General features: G+C 35.5%; 17 protein-coding genes and 1 tRNA gene. 2 read left to right on the top strand and 16 right to left on the bottom strand.

Translation table 11 applies throughout. The features are described from left to right. Positions 1-284: 284 nt before the first annotated feature. From BMY14_RS08880 to BMY14_RS08830, 11 genes are all read right to left on the bottom strand, one after another. Positions 285-974, bottom strand: coding sequence for a D-lyxose/D-mannose family sugar isomerase (locus BMY14_RS08880; protein WP_091830973.1), 690 nt, complete (start codon positions 972-974; stop codon positions 285-287). 21 nt (positions 975-995) lie between these two features. Then, the gene (locus BMY14_RS08875; protein WP_091830971.1) at positions 996-1955 is read right to left on the bottom strand and encodes an ABC transporter permease; all 960 of its coding nucleotides are present in this window, start codon (positions 1953-1955) and stop codon (positions 996-998) included. 16 nt (positions 1956-1971) lie between these two features. Then, complete coding sequence (locus BMY14_RS08870; RefSeq protein WP_091830969.1) at positions 1972-3459, bottom strand: sugar ABC transporter ATP-binding protein; 1488 nt, start codon at positions 3457-3459, stop codon at positions 1972-1974. 69 nt (positions 3460-3528) lie between these two features. Next, positions 3529-4527: a sugar ABC transporter substrate-binding protein gene (locus BMY14_RS08865; RefSeq protein ID WP_091830967.1), complete on the bottom strand. Its 999-nt coding sequence runs from the start codon at positions 4525-4527 to the stop codon at positions 3529-3531. A gap of 37 nt (positions 4528-4564) precedes the next feature. Beyond that, on the bottom strand, positions 4565-5440 hold the full coding sequence (locus tag BMY14_RS08860; protein WP_091830965.1) for a class II fructose-bisphosphate aldolase: 876 nt from the start codon (positions 5438-5440) through the stop codon (positions 4565-4567). Positions 5441-5450: 10 nt separating this feature from the next. Further along, positions 5451-6938, bottom strand: a complete 1488-nt coding sequence (locus BMY14_RS08855) for an FGGY-family carbohydrate kinase (protein ID WP_091830963.1) — start codon at positions 6936-6938, stop codon at positions 5451-5453. A gap of 407 nt (positions 6939-7345) precedes the next feature. Beyond that, the gene (gene lacZ, locus BMY14_RS08850) at positions 7346-10489 is read right to left on the bottom strand and encodes a beta-galactosidase, LacZ type (RefSeq protein ID WP_091830961.1); all 3144 of its coding nucleotides are present in this window, start codon (positions 10487-10489) and stop codon (positions 7346-7348) included. A gap of 46 nt (positions 10490-10535) precedes the next feature. Continuing rightward, positions 10536-11963, bottom strand: coding sequence for a glycoside-pentoside-hexuronide (GPH):cation symporter (locus tag BMY14_RS08845; RefSeq protein WP_091830960.1), 1428 nt, complete (start codon positions 11961-11963; stop codon positions 10536-10538). A gap of 56 nt (positions 11964-12019) precedes the next feature. Then, positions 12020-12622, bottom strand: a complete 603-nt coding sequence (locus BMY14_RS08840; protein ID WP_091830958.1) for a cytidylate kinase-like family protein — start codon at positions 12620-12622, stop codon at positions 12020-12022. A gap of 789 nt (positions 12623-13411) precedes the next feature. Next, on the bottom strand, positions 13412-13777 hold the full coding sequence (locus BMY14_RS08835; protein ID WP_091830956.1) for a type II toxin-antitoxin system HicB family antitoxin: 366 nt from the start codon (positions 13775-13777) through the stop codon (positions 13412-13414). Between the two features lie 76 nt (positions 13778-13853). Continuing rightward, positions 13854-14105, bottom strand: a complete 252-nt coding sequence (locus tag BMY14_RS08830; RefSeq protein ID WP_342741763.1) for a type II toxin-antitoxin system HicA family toxin — start codon at positions 14103-14105, stop codon at positions 13854-13856. 589 nt (positions 14106-14694) lie between these two features. Between BMY14_RS08830 and BMY14_RS08825 the strand changes: the two genes are divergently transcribed. Next, the gene (locus tag BMY14_RS08825; RefSeq protein ID WP_177177529.1) at positions 14695-15090 is read left to right on the top strand and encodes a hypothetical protein; all 396 of its coding nucleotides are present in this window, start codon (positions 14695-14697) and stop codon (positions 15088-15090) included. A gap of 428 nt (positions 15091-15518) precedes the next feature. Then, positions 15519-15752 carry a hypothetical protein gene (locus tag BMY14_RS08820; RefSeq protein WP_091830952.1) on the top strand — a complete coding sequence of 78 codons (234 nt, stop codon included), beginning with the start codon at positions 15519-15521 and terminating at the stop codon, positions 15750-15752. Positions 15753-16200: 448 nt separating this feature from the next. On the opposite strand, the gene BMY14_RS08810 is transcribed toward BMY14_RS08820, so the two are convergent. The 5 genes from BMY14_RS08810 to BMY14_RS08790 all read right to left on the bottom strand — a co-directional run bounded on the left by BMY14_RS08810 (position 16201) and on the right by BMY14_RS08790 (position 20593). Next, the gene (locus tag BMY14_RS08810; protein WP_091830948.1) at positions 16201-16872 is read right to left on the bottom strand and encodes a hypothetical protein; all 672 of its coding nucleotides are present in this window, start codon (positions 16870-16872) and stop codon (positions 16201-16203) included. Positions 16873-17084: 212 nt separating this feature from the next. After that, positions 17085-19076: an AAA family ATPase gene (locus BMY14_RS08805; protein ID WP_091830946.1), complete on the bottom strand. Its 1992-nt coding sequence runs from the start codon at positions 19074-19076 to the stop codon at positions 17085-17087. A 196-nt stretch (positions 19077-19272) separates the two neighbouring features. Then, a tRNA-Ser gene (locus tag BMY14_RS08800) sits at positions 19273-19360 on the bottom strand. Between the two features lie 474 nt (positions 19361-19834). Beyond that, positions 19835-20317, bottom strand: a complete 483-nt coding sequence (gene tadA, locus BMY14_RS08795; protein WP_091830944.1) for a tRNA adenosine(34) deaminase TadA — start codon at positions 20315-20317, stop codon at positions 19835-19837. A 60-nt stretch (positions 20318-20377) separates the two neighbouring features. After that, complete coding sequence (locus BMY14_RS08790; RefSeq protein WP_019552857.1) at positions 20378-20593, bottom strand: hypothetical protein; 216 nt, start codon at positions 20591-20593, stop codon at positions 20378-20380. Between the last annotated feature and the right edge of the window lie 185 nt (positions 20594-20778).

Genomic DNA, 20778 nt, shown 5'->3' with positions numbered 1-20778 from the left:
AAAAAGTATAAATTAAAATATATTTGATTGAAAACAATGGTTTATTTCTGCTAAAATTGGGGCGCCACATTATGACCATCTCCATTACTGCAAAAAAAATTTTTAACCATATTTACTTTATTTCAATACGTTGCAATAATTTTTTCTTTAATCCTTCGGCTTAAGGAAACTCGTTCGTTCAAACATAATCCAGTTATTGCATACGATTGTATTTGCCGTACTTTCATAAAATACATTTATGGTCTCAAAAAGCAGGCATTGATTAGGCATGCCTGCTTTTTATTCTATAAATGTATATACCTATCATAATCCGTAAACAGCAAATACTTTGCTTCAACATCCTCATCTATTTCTGGCAACCGCGACTTTGCCTGGTAAAAGCGATTATCGATTCGATCATCGTTCGTTGTCGATACCTCAAATAAGACGATATCCCCACTTCCAGGAACACCTTGCCATTGATGATATTGCCCCGGTCTTAATGTAATGCTTTGTCCCGGTTCAAGAAAAAGTTCGCTGCCTGCTTCAACAGCAACTTTCTTACCATCAACACTGACCGTCACTGGCGAATTACAAAAGCCTTCTTTTTTATCAGAATTATATATTTTAATTTTAAGGATTCCTCCGCCTCGATTAATAATATCTTCCATTTTACTCCAATGAAAATGAAATGGTAAGATTTGTCCATCTTTGACAAACAATAACTTTTCTGCGTACGGCTTCGGATACGTTTCTTTTTTCTGAAAATTCCCATTACGGAATGTAAATATAGTTAGTCCAATATGATCAAAGTCTCCTGTGCCAAAGTCTGTAACATCCCAGCCCAACATATTATCTACAATCTCACGCTGATTTTCGCCAATTGATTGCCAGTCCTTAAGCTTATAATAAGCAAAAGGTGGCAAAGGAAATTTGTAATTTTCCGTTACATTTATCGTATAATCTACTATATCATTCAATTCTGAACGTTTCAAGAAATCTCCTCCTTGATTCTATTATTTATTCATCATACGAGAACGCATTGTTTTGGAATAAGCAGAAAATGCGACTGCACCAATCAAAACAATGCCTTTAACAAATTGTTGCACATAATCATTAATATTACACATGATCATACCCGTTCCCAAAACACCCATGATCAAAACACCGATAACTACCATGCCGATGCGTCCTTCTCCGCCCATAATGTTGACCCCAGCTAACACCACTGCTGTTATTGCATCCATCTCATAACCCAATCCAGCTGCCGGTTGTCCACTATTTGTTCTTGAAAGCAGTACCAGTCCAGCTAAACCAGACAATAGCCCACTGACAGCATAAGCAAAATATTTTATACGCACGACATTTACGCCCGAAAGACGTGATGCTTCTTCATTGCCGCCCACACCATACAGATATCTACCCATGCATGTTTTTTCTAAGCTAATAAAAGCTATGATAAATACTGCCGCTGCAAGGATTACCGGATAGGGAAGCAACCATAAAGTACTGTTGGCAAAAGAGCCAAAATTATCATTGAATCCAAAGACTGGCATTCCATCTGTTACAATATATGCCAATCCTCGCAATGAAGTCATTACACCTAATGTGACAATTAAGGCTGGTATATTGAAGTGGGTTATGAAGAATCCGCTAATCGCTCCATATAGAAGAGAAATTAATAATACGATAATACAAGCCGGCACAATTGGCACACCATGCATCATTAAAATTGCAGCCGTAACTGCCGATACTCCCGCAATAGACCCCACCGACAAATCAATCCCACCCGTTAGCATAACATATGTCATCCCAACGGAAATAATTCCGATGATAGATACTTGTTTTAAAATCGTAAATATCGTCGACAATTTCATGAAATTTGCCGTGGCAAAGGAAAAACTGATCACCAATAAACACAAGATTAATATAATTCCATAATTTAGCAACCAACGTACTACATTGTTCCGTTCCATAATAACCCCTCCATTGTTAATGAATTGATGCTAACTCTAAGATCTTTTCCTGAGAAAATTCTTTTTTATCAAGTTCTCCAGCAATATTGCCTGCACACATTACAACAATTCGATCTGACATGCCAATCAATTCTGGCATATCAGAACTTATCATGATGATGCTTTTCCCCTGATCCACAATTTTGCACATCAACTGATAAATTTCGTATTTAGCACCAACGTCAATGCCTCTTGTTGGTTCATCAAAAATCAATATATCACATTCTGTAGAAAGCATTTTCCCCAAAACAACTTTTTGTTGATTTCCTCCAGATAAATTACGCACCAATTGGTCCACACTAGGAGTCTTGATATTGAGTTCATGTATATATTTATCTACATAAGCACGTTCTTTTTCCGGCTGTATATAGGAAAACATCTTCTGACAGCAGCGATCCAAGACGCTATATACAATATTATCCTTTATACTAAGCCCCAGAATAACCCCCTGATTCTTTCTATCTTCTGGAATTAATCCAATTCCAGAAGATAGAGCATCACCCGGCAAATGCGGTTTATATGCTTTGCCCCGCAAGAGCATATTGCCACTTTCATAAACATCTGCGCCAAAAAGAACCCGGGCTAATTCCGTTCGTCCTGCACCAACAAGACCCCCAAAGCCTAAAATTTCACCTCGATGAAGATCAAAAGAAATATTTTTAACTCTGTAATTTGTTAAGTCCTCAACTTTTAAAATAACCTCACCACAATTGCTGTTTGGTTTCGGATAGTCATCTGCTAGGGCTCGACCTACCATAAAGGAAATAAGCTGATTTTTGTCTATTTCCTTTACTGCTTTCGTGGTAATATATTTTCCGTCACAAAAAACGGTAACTCGTTGACAGAGTTCAAAAACCTCTTCCAAGCGATGTGAAATAAAAATTATTGTTACTCCATCTTTTTGCAGTTTTTTAACAATACCAAAAAAAATATTTGTTTCATTTATTGTCAATGGAGCTGTAGGTTCATCCATAATAAGCAGTTTTGCTTTTCTGGACACAGCTTTCATAATTTCCACAATCTGTTGATATGCCACACCTAAATCGCAAACTCGAGCTTCTACATCTATATCAACGCCCATTTCCACACAGAGTTTTCTAGCCACATCATTCATTTTTTTCATATCACGAAATATACCTTTTTTTAATTCTCTACCAAAAAAAATGTTTTCAGCTACCGACAAATAAGGAATTAAGCTAAATTCTTGATAAATCACACTGATACCTAATTCCATCGCCTCATGTGGTGTAAAATGATCATATTTTTTTCCGGCGAATTCTATGGTTCCTTTCGTCGGCGTATTCGCACCCGTAAGAATCTTTATAAAGGTTGACTTACCTGCCCCATTTTCACCACAAATCGCATGTGTATCACCTTCGTAAATTTCAAAATTAATATCATCCAAAGCTTTTACCCCCGGATAATATTTTGCGATATGATTGATTTTGAGTATTGGTTTTCCCATTACCACCCCTCCTAAAAATAAAATGTGCACGCTGCTGGCAGACAAGCATGCACATTCTTTTTACAAGCTTCAGCCTTTCGGTACGTATTTACCGCTAAGCAAGTCTTCGACTGGAACTGGAACCGGTGCAAAAATTATAGTTTCCTGCTGCGCCGGAATACCTTCTCTGATATATTTAATCAATGCTTTAGCACTTTCATAACCAGCCTTGTAGGGGAACAAGTCAACAGTGCCTCGGTAAATAGAATTTGGCTTTTTCATTGCCGCTAAACATTCTGCCGTTGCATCACCGGAAAATACAGCTCTATCATCACCGGAAATATTGGCTGAAACCATTGCTTGGTATCCGCCAAGTCCCCCAGAATCATTTGTTGCGACTACAACATTGAGATCCGGATGCTGCTGCAAAACACTTTCAATAATCTTCATGCCAAGTTCCGGAGTATCACCAGCCTGTCTGGCAACAATTTCAATGTTCGGACACATTTTTTTTATAGTTTCTTCTACGCCATTTCCTCTAGGAATTACAGAATCCACATTATCCTGAGAAATAATTGCTACTTTCACCTTTGGATTCGAGGCTAAATTTTTGTTGATCCATTCCGCTGCCTGTTTACCAATAAATTCACCATACGTATGTTCATCAACAATGTACCGCATATTCGTGTTATCTTGGCTCTGCGCAACACAGCTCGTCGCAATACCAGCAGCTTTTGCTTTTTCTACAATATCTTTTGTTGCATTTTTATCAATAGGAGCTAGCATAATAGCACTATACCCTGCATTTACAAGACTCTCCATATCGCTAACCTGTTTATCGACTTTATATTGCGAGTCTATAGTCAATGCATCAACGCCCTCTTCTTTACAGGCATCCTCAAATCCCTTTTTTACTGAAACAAACCAAGGATTTCCTAAATTCATACAAACAAAGCCCAATTTGATCTGCTTATCCGTTTTACTCGAACCTGATGTATTTTCTGCCGATCCAGAAGATGCACCGCACCCCGTCAACAGGGAACTGATTGCAAATAAACAAGTCATTAAAAGCAAAAACTTTTTTTTCATTACTTTCTCCATCTCCTTTTTTTAATTTATAAAACAACTAAATATCATCATGATAGTTCCATCTGCTTGTTTTTGAAAAAACACGCAGAACGTCTTTGGCATGCTCTTCCATCGCCTCCGTTCCCCAAGAAAAGATATCATGATAATATGGAATCCCTTTGGCTTCTTGAAGTTTACCGCTAACCTTTTCCCCAGCATATTTCGCCATATATGTATAATAATTAATTTTTCTTATACCTGAAGATATTGCCTTCCGATAGTCATCAAAAGATACGCCCGATCCGCCATGCATGACTAATGGAATTTTTATCAAACGTGAAATTTCTTTTACCCTGGAAAAATCCAATAGAGGTTTTTCTTTATAAATTCCATGGGCTGTCCCAAAAGCACAAGCTAATGCATCAATCTGCGTACTTTCGACAAATAATTTAGCAGTCATCGGATCCGTATACATATGCTCCATTGTTTTAAAAGAAATTTCATTTTGGCCACCTTCTCTATTGATAATACCAATTTCAGCTTCAACCGAAACATTATAATTTCGAGCCATCTGCACAATTTTTTTTGTATTTTCTACATTTTCTTCATAAGGTAGTAACGAACCATCATACATTACGGAGGTGAATCCTAATTTCATTGCTTTTTCTAGCAAAGGTATACTTTCTCCATGATCCAAATGAACACAAACTGGTACTTTTGCTCGTTTTGCCATATAAAGCATGATTGGACCAATGATATCAATAGGTATCAAATCCTCATGAACTTCAGCATGCATAAGTATTACGGGGCAACCTAATTCTTCAGCTGCATTCAGCACACCTAAAATCGATTCTAAATTCGGTGTATTAAAAGCTCCTACGGCAAATTCTTCTCTTTGCGCACTTTCTAAAACATCACTTAATTTAGCCAGCATAAAATTCCACCTACCTTACTGTTTTTAATAAATTATATAACTTTTTGTATTTTTCATATTGTTCAGCATATTGTTTCGTATAATCTTTACGAGCCTTATACTTATGCGCCATATGAACGAACTTTTTTGCTGCATCTTCAATGTTTTTGTATTGTCCTAAAGCAACCGCTGCAAGCATAGCTGAGCCGACAGTTCCAGCTTCATCACCTTGTACAGATATAAGCTCTTTATTTAACATATTTGCCTTAATTTGCATCCAAAGAGCAGATTTAGCACCACCACCCGTTGAATGCAAATAGTTCAACTTAATTCCCGCTTTTTCCAAAAATATTATATTGCCAAGCATTTCATATGCCACACCTTCCATCAATGATTTATAAATATCTTTTGCTGTATGCGACAAAGACAACCCGATTATAGCGCCTTTTGCGCCTCCATCCATGTAGGGTGTAGCCGCACCATTAAAATGAGGAACAACCAATATATTTCCCGGGACTGCCTCGATGTCTTCTTCCAGTAAAGAATAACTATCTGTTTGTTTTTTCTCTGCCAAAATTATTTCATATTTTGCAAAATTATCTTTATACCATTTTATCAAAGATCCACCAGCGAATGAAAACGCATAACAGACATATTTATTGGGTATAATGTATGGTACAATTGCGATTCCGCCTTCGGACAAAATATCACTAGCAGGAAACCCCTCTATTACAGGGGTTATACATTCTACTGTTCCAGCGCCATCCACTGCACTTCCATCTGCAAATATCCCACACCCTACTGCGGCAGCAACCTGATCATGACATCCTGTTACAATTATTATATTGTCCGAAATTCCCCATTGTTCTGAGAGTTCACTTTTAATCCTTCCAGCAGTAGTTCCCGATGGAACTGGTCGTGACAATAATTTTTCACTGATTCCACTGTACTTCAAAAGTTCCTGATCCCACCGTTTTTCTTTTATATCAAAAGCGAGTGTGCGTGCCGCTATAGAATAATCAATTTGTAAAGTTCCAGTAAGCATATATACAATATAATCTTGAATCAAACATATATGTGCCGTCCTACGAAAAATATCTGGATGATACTGTTTTATCCACATCAATTTAGGCAAGGAAAACATGTAATGTATCTTCGCGCCCGTGACAGCTGCGACTTTTTTAAAATCAAAATCTTTCATCATTTGAGTGGCTTGTTCACTCCCCCGAATATCCGTATACATAAGTACCGGAAATAGCACTTGGTCCATCTCATCCAATAAAACGAATGATTCACCAAAAGAAGTAACCGTTATTGCCTCTATATTCCCGATTTTTTGTGCGGCAATTATAATAGATTTTCGAACAGAACTCCATATGTCATTTGCATCGATTTCTTCTTGCTCCTGATAACGCTTACCAGCATAGTTTTGATGTACTTTAAATATGTCTTGACCATTTTCATCATATACAATAATTTTACATCCACTTGATCCAATATCGATGCCTGCTACAGCCATAGTTTCTTCCTCCCATCCCTATGCTTTCATTATATGTATAAATGTAAAATTATAAAACGCAGAATTTTCTAATAACAGTAGGAAAAATCCAATCTCTGTGTATTGTCGTGGAAATATTCGCAAAACTTATCATAGCTTTGAACTATTTAGTTAACAAATTTCTGAAATTTTTCTCGACACTATCCTATACAATAAAGGTAATTAAAACAAGAAGTTACTAACATTGCACCTATACACAAAAACCTTTAGCCTCCTTCGTTATAAACAAGTCATGAATTCAAATTTTATTTTTACGCAAAAAAAAAGGCTTCGCACAAACTACGCGAAGCCTCAAAATTACTACTGGCAGATAGATTTGATCCACGCACCTTGCGGTACTATGAAATCATCCTCTAATCACGCCTCATTCAAACACCTTTTATCCAAAACTCAAAATGTTTATCTTCATTTTTTTTCATGTATTCTTCCAAAACAGGTGCCCCCCAAGAATCATCACCGCCTACACCGCACATTCCCAGCGAAGCTCGAAGGAAGGTATGGTGAATTTTGGGAAGATCATAGGCATGACGCGCATTTTCCAATTCATGCACTGTATATGGCAATGCCGAGGCTTCAAAAGGCAATGGAGCAAATAAACGCAAGCCACGTCCGCGACGATCTGTTGCTTCAAGCCAACGAACACCACAATGATTTCCACTTTCTTGAGGACGCAGATACGGCTGAATTTCTTTTTGGGCTGTTGTCGAAAAAATTCCCAAACGTGCTCCCGCCTGACGGTCAATATAATTATCCTCTGGTCCATATCCATAATAACGAATCTGATCATAGTCACACGGCAAGGTAAAAATCAACGAAAAGTCAGGAACTTCCGGTAATCCTTCAACTTTTTCATAATCCATTTCCACTTTAACCGCCCCTGAGCCATCTACCGTATATGTCACACAACAAACAGATGTCGGTGCTGTTGCCAGTTCATAGGTAAATCGGACAGCAATATGATCTGTATCGTATTCGGCATTGCCCTTTTCACCAAAAAATTTCAACTTTTCACTTTTTCCCGCAGAGTTGCTATTCTCGATTATTTCAACACCAATGCAACGCTTGTAAAGGCTGGCTAGTTTCCATTGCGCACACTGATTCATTAACAGGCTGCCATAATCGTTATCAATTGGCGCTCGCCAAAAATTAGGTTGTGGCATTTCCTCAATGAGTTCCACCCCATTATATTTATAAGAAACCAGATTCCCCTGTGCACTGGAAAACATAACACTAAAGCCTTGACCAAGTACACCAAGATTAATATCGCTTTGAACAACATGTAACACGTTTTTATTTGCAACCGGTATCACATTGGGCAAATTTTCCGAACCAAACAACCATGCATCAATAGCCATATTATTTTCTATATTATGATTTGTTTGATGGAACAGACCCTGTCCAAACGCAACCTCATGTCCACATGGAGCCCATTTTCTTTTTTCTGGCAAACGAAGCATTGCCGTAATGGCATACTCACCAATACCGTACGTAGGCAAATTCAAAGCAATTTCCACGCAATCTCCCGGTTCTACTACCGGAGCTGGTTTAACGTTCGACCAAACCAGCTGCCCATCACGATACAGTTCCAAGAACAGCTCATATTCGTTTACATTCGTAAATAAGCTTTTATTTTGAATTTTTAGCTGCGTTTCCGAAGGTTTTAATAGAATATCTTGATAATTGTATTTTACAGCTTGTAACTTACTCGTTATTTTGCGATCCGCAAAGACAATCCCATTGCCGCAAAAATTATAATCACTTGGACGATCACCATAATCACCGCCATAGCGCAAAGTTTCCTGACCATAACGATCACGATCCCATATCGCCTGATCAACAAAATCCCAAATAAATCCGCCTTGATAAAGTTCTTCCTCATCAGTCAGTTCCGTATACTTATGCATACCACCGTTACTATTTCCCATAGAATGCGTATATTCACAACAAATAAAAGGTTTATCACGATGCTGCTGTAAAAAGCTGCGAATTTCCATTGCTTTAGGATACATTTGGCTTTCCATGTCACTCGTAGCATTATAGCGACGGTCCCAGCGAATTCCTTCATAATGCACCAATCGCGAAGCATCTCGCTGATGAAAGTACTCTGTCATTTGAAAAATATTTTTACCACCATAAGATTCATTACCACATGACCATATAAGAATCGACACATGATTTTTATCTCGTTCCAGCATAGCAGCCGCGCGCGCCAATACAGCAGCTGACCATTCTTTATGATCATTTGGCACCGTATTTTCATCCTCTATAGGTTGTCCATTTTTTTGCCAAGACCCATGTGTTTCCAAATTCGTTTCATCAATTACATAAAGTCCATACCGGTCGCAAAGTTCATAAAAGTGGCTGTTATTCGGATAATGAGATGTACGGACTGCATTGATGTTATACTGCTTCATAAGAATGATATCTTTTTCAATCTCTGCCGGATTAATGGCACGACCACGATAGCAATCAAATTCATGGCGATTCGTTCCCTTGAATACAATCCGCTTTCCATTGATTTTCATGATATTTCCATCCATTTTAAATTCACGAAAACCAATATTTTGCGGTATAACCTCTAGCAAATTTCCCGCAGAATCAAAAACACGAAATAATGCCCGGTAAAGGTATGGCTTCTCTGCACTCCAAAGATGCAGCCCCACTAATTGGGCTGAAAATTCCCCCTTGTCTTCCAAGATTTTTTCTTGCATTGCATCTAAGATACATTTTCCCTGTTCATCAAAAAGCTGTAACTGCAATTTTTTTTCATCTGAGGTATTCCATTGATATTCGACTATCAGCTTACCATCTTGATAGTTATGAAATAATTCAGTATGCACGAACAAATCATCTAAATGTATCGTTGGTTTCGTATAGAGAGCAACTTCACGAAAAATTCCACTGAACCGCCAAAAATCTTGATCTTCCAGCCAGCTGCCACTGGAAAAACGATACACCTGCACAGCCAATTTATTTTCTCCATCTTTTACATAAGGCGTTAAATCAAAATCTGCTGGCGTAAAGCTATCTTCACTGTAGCCTACAAACTCACCATTGAGCCAAACAGCAACTGCTGACTCTACTCCCTGAAAGGATATATAAAGCGTATTCCAATTTTCCGGTTTCGAAAAATATTTTACATAAGAAGCCGTTGGGTTATCAGACTGAGGAATTTCTCCGGGCTGTACCAATTCTTTGCCATCCCATGGATATGTTGTATTCGTATAATGTGGTTTACCATAGTTCTCCATTTGTATATGCGCTGGCACTCTGATCGTATCCCAAGCGCGACAGTCAAAATCAGCCAACTCAAATCCTTGTGGACGTTGTGAGAGATTTTTCGCGTAAGAGAAATACCATAAACCATCCAGTGACTGTTTAAACGATGACTGCCCTATCGTCATTTCCATCATATTGGCAAAATAAGAATGATCGCTATGCGCTGGCATCCTCCGGTCAGCAAAATATTCTGGATCTGTCAGGTTTAATATGTCAAAAGATTTTTTCTCCATTAAAATACACCTCTTATCATTTATATTCCCATGCACTTCATATTGATTATTTATTGATCGTATCCCAGTTCTGTTCAAGGTCTTTAACAATTTTCGCATGTTCTGTTTCTGTCAGAGTAACTTTCCTTTTATAAATAAAGGTAGCTATAAGCATGAGAACAAAAGGAACAGCGAACATTACAATTTGAAAGTTCATTAAGTTGCTAAGCGTAATGCTTGCTGCTGTAGCCTTACCTGTCATTCCTACCCAAATAGCTGTTATCCCGATAACACCACTGGTGATTGCACCAGATAATTTATCAATCAATGGTCTAACACATAAAACAAGGGCTTCATCGCGATGACCTAATTTTAATTGACCATATTCAACTGTATCCGTAATGGTCATGAGTACTACTAAAAAGATTAATGGTTGTGGTAAAGAAAATAAACCAGCTGCAATTAATGTTAAGATTACACTTTGTCCAGCAAAAGCATAAAGTATTAATGCAATTAACATAATTATAATAGAATAAATAAACAATTTACGTCTGGTAAATTTCTGAGTTAACGTTGGGAATAAAGCAACTGCCAATAAACCAATAATGACATTGATTACACCTAAAAAGGAAAACTGCGTAGAATCACCTAACACATAAATAAAATAATATAAATTAAAATTATTTACAATATTTTGACCTAAGCCAAAAATAAGATAGGCACAGGCAATCCATAAGAGCTGATCATTTTTTAATAAGATAGAAAACACGTCTTTGAAAGATGTTTCCGTCTTATTTTCACGAAGTGTAGAGGTTCCCTCTTTTGTGCCAAGTCCAAGGATAATAGCACCTAATGTGGCAATACCACCACCAATGACAGCGAAAGCAAACCACCCATTGGCATCGCCGGCTCCACCATTTGGATTTAAAGAAAAGTGTAAAACAATTGGAATAACGAGAATCGTTACAAGCTGTCCACCAAATACAGAGCCAATTCTGGCAAATGTTGCTGTAATTTCCCGTTCTCTGGAGTCAAAAGAAAGCGCTGGAATCATAGACCAGATAGCTACATCTTTTGCCGAATAAAAAATGTCCATAATTAAATACAAGACTACAAACAACACTAAATAAAGTATTGGGTTAGATGATGTTAGTCCCCCTATATCCGTAAACAAAATAGCCAAAGTAATCGCTGCAATAAATGCACCAATTATAACCCAAGGCTTAAATTTTCCCCATCTGGTTTTCGTTTTATCAATCGTATTCCCAATAAACGGATCAATAAAAAGTTCTCCAATACGTAATACAAGAATGATCGTAGTTACAATACCAATCATGTATTCGTTATAAATTTGGTCATTTGTATTGAATAAGTTACTAGTCACAAATATCATAAAATATGTACCTATCATGGCATAAAAAAAATCATGTCCAAACGTACCACTGGCATATGCTATACGAGTCCAAAATTTGCTCTTACTGTTTGAATTTGACACTGTAACGCCTCCCGCTATAATCTTACTTTTTCTTAACCTAATTCCTCTTGTTTCTCTTATCTTTGTATCGCATTTATATATTCAATAATCCCATCGACGATTTTATCTAATGAAATTTTACTGGTATTTACAACGAGATCATAATTAGAGCCTACGCCCCATTTTCTACCTGTATAATACTGATAATACCCAGCTCTTTTTTCATTTTCAGCATCTAATTCTTTCAAAGATTTACCATCATAAGTTTCAGTCCCTCTTTTTTCTCTATAGGCATCATCTGCACAAACAAAAATAGAAAAATGATTGGGATCATTCTCTAAAACATAATCAGCACAACGACCTAAGATAACACATGATCCATCTTGAGCCAGTTTTCTAACTACACTCGTTTCAGCTAAGAACAGGCCTCGGCTAGAGTTTCCCATATGACTACCAAAGGAATGAAATGGTATAAAACTTAAAGATAATGGTTGCACTTGATTCTCCAGCTCTAACAAATCACTTTCACTCAAATCATTAATCCCTAACTTGGCTGCTGCGATATGAATAATTTGTCTATCATATAGTTTAATATTTAATTTTTCTGCTAATTTTGTTGCTAGCTCACGTCCACCACAACCATACTGCCTACTAACGGTTATCACAACTTTTTCATTCATAAAAAATCACCTCATCTTATTTTTTAGTCAATACCAACAAATTATTTATTGCATCTTTGTTTCATTCGTCATAGTAAACGTTTTCTTTTTATTAAACAAATTTACCTTATCAAATTAAGCCGACTGGTACAAAACTTCACACTACTTCGACACCAAGCCGAGAATTGATCTACTTTCAAAAAGCAAACGTTTTCTTTGACAGCTTTCATTTTACACTCACCATAATCTAAAATCAACATTATTTTTGTAAAAATGTTTTTTTTCTGATAATATCGTTATTTTATGAAATCAAACCGGCCTAACAATCACCCCTCCGCTTTATATAAATTAGCCGCTCAGTCTGCCTCTAGACCAGAAAATTATTTCGTAAGTGTATGTTTCTGACTTAATTTTATAAAATAAAAAAAGGCTCCGCGCAAGCCATGCGAAGCCTGGAAATCACTACTGGCAGAGAGGGTGGAATTCGAACCCACGGTACCTTGCGGTACAATTGATTTCACTGGGTTTTTAAAGCAATATTTTTCTTAAAAATTCACACTTCGTTATATTTTCCTATAGAAACACCCACTTATTGCACCCTAAAAATCAGCAAAAGCGAAAAGGTAATCTATGCATAATTCTATAGATTACCTTTTCGCTTTTTCAGGAGTCAATCGATCCAATTGTATGTCACTTTTTCCAGTTCCGATATATCCAATGATTTTTTTAGTGGACATTTTAAGTGGTTACTGAATAGTTAAAAAGTGACATAAGCAAAGACCGTCTGCTTCGAAACGACCTTTGCTTATATTATTTAGTTAGCGGAACATGAAGACCACTTGCGATAAGGCACATAGCCATTTGATTTAAACTTACACCTTCATCTTTTGCGCACGCAGCTAAATTTCTATGCAAACTCTTAGGCAATCTTAGATTAAATTTACCACTAAAATCATCGTCATGAACTGGTTCTAGAATATCTATCCCTGACTCCAAAGCAGTTTCAATCCACCCCTTCTTTGCATCCTCCAACATATCTAATAATTCGGTTTTTGTTTCCGCCTGCGTAATACATCCTTTTAGATCCGGAATATATCCAACATAGCCCCCCTCAGAAGATGCTTCTATAATTTCTTTATAAGGTAATTTCATATAATACTCTATATTTTTTTTCATGCTTTTCACTTCTTTCTATCGTGATATTTATAATAAATTTAATAAGCCAAAGTTTAACAAAGGCTCGCACACTTTATCAATCTTTTTCTTCCAATGCTTTTATAACCAACTTCACATAAAATTCTTTTACATACGGCTCTTTATACGGAATCGTCAATATCATCGGGATACCTGGTTTCGTATATGAATGATGGCTAGAACCCCCATTCGGCTGCCTACACTTAAACCCTGCTTTTTTTAAAATCTTTTCCAGTTCTTCAAATCGAACAGATTTAGGGTTGTTCCTGATTCGCTGCAAAAGCTTTTCTATCTGACTCAACAGTACCATATACGATACCACCATGTAAATATTTTTTACAACGTTTGATAGTTCAAAAGAGTCTGGGGGAAAGATTTTGATCACTGCCCACGGGCTCCGTCATACCCACGCCACCCAACTTTTCAAATGGCAGAGAGCCCATGGTACCTTGCGATGCAATTGATTTCGAGTCTCTTAAAATTAGCACTTCGTTATATTTTCATATAGGAATACCCACTTATTGCACCCTAAAAATCAGCGAAAGCGAAAATGTAATCTATGCATAATTATATAGATTACATTTTCGCTTTTTTAGAAGTCAGCCGATCCAATTGTATGTCGCATTTTCCAGTTCTGATATGTACCTTCTCTTTATATAACAATGTCTGAAATATCTGCTTCAAATATAAATAGTTTATTATGTAAAAAAATATACTGAAGATCATTTAGCTGGCAATGCATATAATGAAAATTTGCAATATATCGATTATTTGCGTTATAATATTCAAATTATAATAGGATCAATAAAAAGAGGAAAGGAAGCTATTCTTTCAGAAGAAAAGACCCATCTATATAAAAAAATGAATTTCTTATAGGTCATTCACTATTTCTAATAAATATGATATATTATATTTCCAGTTTTATAGATGACCTTTATAATAAAAAGATGTTTGAATATACGGCTTTAAATGAAAAATATACATTAACTCCTGAACAATATATATTCCCAAAAGAGCATCGCCAATCTGGTCATATGAGACAAAACCTTACAGCTACAGAAATATTTCAGTTGCGTCAATCTATCGAATTACGGATCTTAGAAATTTTAGGAGTTAGGGGAATTAATGAAAGTAATGGTGCTTGGAAAAAGATAACAGCTGATCAGTTAGCCAATGCACTTGATATTGAAAAAGGCTATATTTTCCCAATTTGTATCACAAATATAATGAAGATTCATCACTGGACAAATGTCTTTATACACCAAGGCTTTATTGGAAATTATTGGCTTTCATAGTTTGCACAACATTATATCGGTAACTTTATATTTGTTAATACTTTCGTTAATAAAAAATTCTATTATGATATTCCCGAAGTTTTGAGTAATACCCTAAACTGCCCAATAGATCAAATTAAACGTACCAAGAATTTATCTGTGAAGATAATTGAAGATCCTCAAGCTCTTAAAAAGGCAAAAAATGACACTGCTAATCTTTTCAACAGTAATTATATCTTTTGAGGACGAAAGCACTGTCAGAACTCTTGAAAAATATATTTGAACCACAGCGATTTAGGAACATGGGATATAACCCAAAATGGAACCGTCGCATAAATGCCAAATTACGAGGTTTATGCTTTTCAATCAAAAAAAGTCACCTTATTTCTATTACAACACCATAGTAGACACCTTCTAACGTATACTAAATTTAAAAGGAGGTGATTACTATGAGTTGGGTCTCTCTCACAGTTCATGCCGCAGATGGGGATGATTATAAATATTATTTCCCTTATATTAACCACGTAACAGAAGATGACCAAAGAGAGCGAATTATTACTGACCTAAGAGACACTTATCATACATTCCCTGACCCCCAAAAACCGCAACCGGGCGTTAAGCCGGCACCTAATTTTAACCCTAACAACGCTGAACGAGATTTAGGTAATAACTTATATTTTTAATTTTCTAATAGGCCGTCTTGCCAGACGGTCTATTTTTATGCCCTCTATGTAATTTCAGTCCGCAAATGTAGGAGGTTGCGGACCTATAATAAAAAAAGACGCTGGTTCATTGCAACCAACGCCCTTATTATTTCAAAATTTTATTTCCTCTCCCATGCGGTACAGGCTCATGATTAATAACTGTCCTATTATCTGCCCAGAGCTCCGATATTTCGTTGCACCGATTAACCAGCACAGAAAACTGCTTATATACCATTTCTTCCGCACAATGCCTATCTCGCTTATCCCTTAGAGCGTGCTTTATAATGCAGCACTCTTTATATGTTAGTTTCAATTTGATTCTTGGGCTCATTTCACACGCTCCTCATTTAATAAAATAAGTCGCCGGCTAGTGCCAACGGCTGTTTATATTTACCAATACCATAATTTTACAAATTTAATTAATGCGTTATCGCATTTTATTCGTATAACGAATGGCAATAATTTCTTTTTCATCAATCTCTTTTTCTCTCATACTTATTTCTTTACTCCGTTCATCCAAGCTTTTTGCCTGTTTTTTGCTAATATTTTCTAAGTCTATAATCATTGAACCATAAAAAGCTATATTAGGCGATATACTCGTAAGTACAATTGATATAAAAACGGCTATCATGCAAATTTTTATATCAAGAGCATGTATAGCCCAAGACTTATCAAGCTCTATAAGATTCGTTAAAAATAAAAAAATCAATGCAGATATTAAAGATATTATTATCCCCATCAGTGGCATTGCATCTTTCTCCAATTTAAAAGCTTTAATATAATAATCGTTCTCATTTTCATCAAAATTTTCATCAAAAAATATTTTTAATTTATCGCCATAATTGATGATGCCTTTATTAATTTTGCGTGCAAACAATATTGTAATAATCAAACTTATTATAGTACTGACTAGATTCGCCATCATTGAATTATTAAATAATTTGTCACCAATAAAATATAGAGCAAACATCAATGCTGTCAATATTAAATAAAAACCAATTATTTTAGCTGAAATATCTTTTTCTTTTCCACCGTTAAATTTTATAATACATCCTAACTTCCACCCTGGCAAAGGTATTTTTTTATTAACATTATCCATAAATTACCCTCCATCCTTTAGATATATTATATCAAAAAAATGGAATAGAAAAAGTGGCTGTCGCACGAAAAAGCCCACATGCTAATAGTTTTTTCGTACGCCTTTTTTTATCCTTCAATATTAAAAATGATTTAAAACTGTTTTGTTCCGAAAAAAGGAGCCGTCGCAGAAGTGAAAAATCACTTCATGCGACAGCCCCTTTGTATCATTTTTTATTCTAAGTCTTTAAGACCTAAAAAATATTTTTTTATGATAGCGTCCTTTAAGGTATTATTTTTTTTGATTAAATCTAAAACTCGATTTTCATATTTATCAACAATATTTTTTGCCAATTCTCTAGTAAGACGCGTTTTAAAATTGACTATGTGCAATGCTTCCTCATATGATTGTTTTTCAATGATCGATTCGATAAGTGCTAACCGTTCTGTATATATGCTTTCTGCGGTCGAAGGTGATGTTATTCTTGATAGTTCCGTTTTAAGAGACTCTATACTATTTTTTTCAACTAAATAGTTATCTTTAAATTTAGCATTTATACAATTATTTACAAACCATACAGCTTGTTTTTCTTTTTCTGATTCATATAATTTCCAAAAACCACTATAAAATTTATCTACTTCTTTCTTATCTGTACAAAATCTATTTGCGGCTGCGGTTAGTATGATTGGATCACATAGCAAATTTTCAATTTCATTAATTTTGAGTACAAAAATTTTCTTTTTTTCCCACTTCTCAATTTGCTCTGGCAAATGGCAATCACCATCGATAATACCAATAGCCTTAGTAACAAACGACCGGTTTTTATTGTATGCATCAGTATAATCAATTACATTTCGATGCCCGGAAACGGGTATTATTGTGTATTCTGGAAAAAGAATTGAATAAAGCCTATAATCTAAACTACTTTTCGTATCACCCTCGCAGAAGCAAATATTTTTCCTACTCCCTACTAACTCCATTACTAAGACTTCCGGAAGCGTATCCATTGAGGGTAAAATTTCAAAATCCCATTGCGCTGGAGGAACAAAACTCTTATTCCATAATATTGTACTATCTGTTCTTGTAGTTGCAAAATCCAAATTATGAGTGAGGTAAACAAATTTACAATCTGTACGTTCTTGTTCAAGACAATCCCAAAGTTTATTACAAATTGCTAAGTGGAGGTGATTTTCTGGTTCATCGACAATAATGTATGAATTTTCTCTAGCTAATAAAATATGACCAATATAATAAAAAACAGTTTTTTCACCATCACTTAGTTGATTAAAGAGATAAGAATCAATATTCTCTCCCTGTACAAAAATACCTGTACGACTAGTTTTTAACGCTCTATGCTCTATTATTAATTTCCATAAATTTATGGTTCTTGATAAGTAGGATGTTTCTTTTTGATTGTCATCGTAATACTGAACGGTACAATCTATATGTTCAGATATTAATGCATTTACTAACTTGTTCATATCAGAAAGTAATAAGTTTGAAAAACTCGCATCATTACTTGATTTAGAATCGAGTTGAAAATTTCTAACTTCTTGTATTTCAGTTCCAGTTGCAGATATGTTCGAATTTTGTGAATAAAATAGTAAATGTTGCGCAGATAATATCACAATATTATTGGCTATTTTTCCGTTTAATTGTCGTGCAAATGTACTTTTCCCTGAACCATTGGCTCCAATCATTACAATATTTCCCTTGATGTTTTTTAATTGATTGAAAATATGGATTTTTGTAAACTTATCCCTAAAAAGATCGATATAGTATAAATATTGAGCTGGAATGTCTTTAATGTAAGTAATTGTATTATTGTCATCCGCTACAATATTTGTAGCAGTATCATTTTGTCTATTAATGAATCGAATTATTTGCTCCACAATATTTGGTTGAAATAAATGCTGCTGTGCTGGGTTAAACAATACTACCTCAGAAAACAAGAAGGTTTTAAAGTGTTCTGTTATCTCACTTTCTATTGGAGGAATAGATACATAATCATTTTCTATCAAAACAATTTTATTCTTTGAATCAATAAATTTATTAAGGTTTACTTCAAAAGTTTGAATTTCTGTAGAAAAACGATCAGAAACAATTTTCTTAATAATATGTTGTTTATCCTCAAATAAATTGCATACAGCTAATAATTGTGTTGCACCAGCGTAGATATTTTCAAATCCTTTTTTTATAGCAGCACGTTCTTCTGGTGTTATCATAAAAAACTTCCTTTCTCACAATAGTATTGGTATTAGATAAAAATTTTTTCACAACAAACTTAATACTGACCCCAAACATGAAATAAGGAGGTCATTATCTAACTATATATGTAAAGTGATGAGTAAAAACAATTATACATTGGAACAACAAAAAAGGCTTCACACTCAAGCCGCGTAAAGCCTTATAAAATACTACTGGCAGAGAGGGTGGGATTCGAACCCACGGTACCTTGCGGTACGTCTGATTTCGAGTCAGAGACCTTCGACCACTCGGACACCTCTCCATAACCATGTTCTTAATCAACGGTAATAGTATACCATAAATGGCAATAAATAAAAACCACTGATAAAAAACTGTTTCATTATAACATGAAACTTTATGAAATTTTTCTGCATACATAATAAAAAACAGAATGAATAAAAATTACATTCTCTTATGACGCATTACCGCTACTGCACCCCAGTTGCACCCTAACTGTAAAATAATTACTAAAAAGCATAATTTTATGTAGTCAAAAAGTCAGCAACATCAAGGCTTCGCGGCACTTTCTCTAAAAAACACAATTTCTGCTGGATTGATTTCGAGTCAATCACCTTCGACCACTCGGACACCTCTCCGTAAGTGTTCTATAGAGAACATAAAATATTATATCATAGAATGCTAAAAAATAAAATACATAAAGCTAGTTTTTTCAAAAAAAAGCCCTTTTTAACAAAAAATACAAGATGAATTGTTACGTAAAATATTACAGAACAATTCATCTTGCTTTTTTTTCTTGTTTATTCATTTCCCTACGCTGGCGAAAAAATGTTTTCATTATTGCAGAACATTCATCACTTAAAACGCCTGCTGTAACCTGCAATTGATGATTCAATGCAGCATTATCGACAATATTAAATACCGATTCTGCTGCGCCAGCTTTATAGTCCAAACCACCATAAACAATACGATCAATTCGGCTCATAACAAGTGCACCTGCACACATTGGACAAGGTTCTATCGTGACATATAATGTCGTTCCCGTTAAACGCCAACGTTTCAGCTGCTTGCAAGCTTCTTGAATCACAATCATTTCTGCATGTGCCGTTGCATCATGCCAAGATTCACGCATATTATGCCCAGAAAAAATTATACCGCCATTTCTATCCACCAAAATCGCGCCTATTGGTACTTCGCCCAAATCGAATGCTTTCTGTGCTTCTGCCAAAGCAAGTCTCATATATGTTTCATCTTGATTCATCTTGTCATTCCACACTCCACTACTTGTATGAGTGCATTATACACTACCACTAAAAAAGCGTCAAACTCGAGGCATCCTGCCCAACTCCAATGTATATGCTGCCGAGGGTTGTTCTTCTACTGACTTTTCCATTGTATGTTTCAATATGTTTCGGAAAGCTGATTGTTTCTTTTTCTTCGGGTTGTCAAAAGATTGACTTTGTTGATCATACTTATTTTTCAGATCGTATTGATGAATTTTTTGAACCCTAATAATTTCCGATACTTTTGGTAACATGACGTCTCCCCCTTAAACTACTTGAATTAACATCCTTGTTACTAATATTATCGGCATTATTTGTAAAAACTTAATAGTTTTTGTAAAAATAATAGGACTTTTTCCTTATTGCTATAATTGAATTAATGAATATTAGTTTTCAAATTGTTATAATGTCGTTTAAGTACGAAGATTTTAAACTTTAT

The sequence above is a fragment of the Propionispira arboris genome (assembly GCF_900109225.1).
Classification (GTDB): Bacteria; Bacillota; Negativicutes; order Selenomonadales; family Selenomonadaceae; genus Propionispira; species Propionispira arboris.
This window is presented reverse-complemented; position numbering and strand designations above follow the sequence as displayed.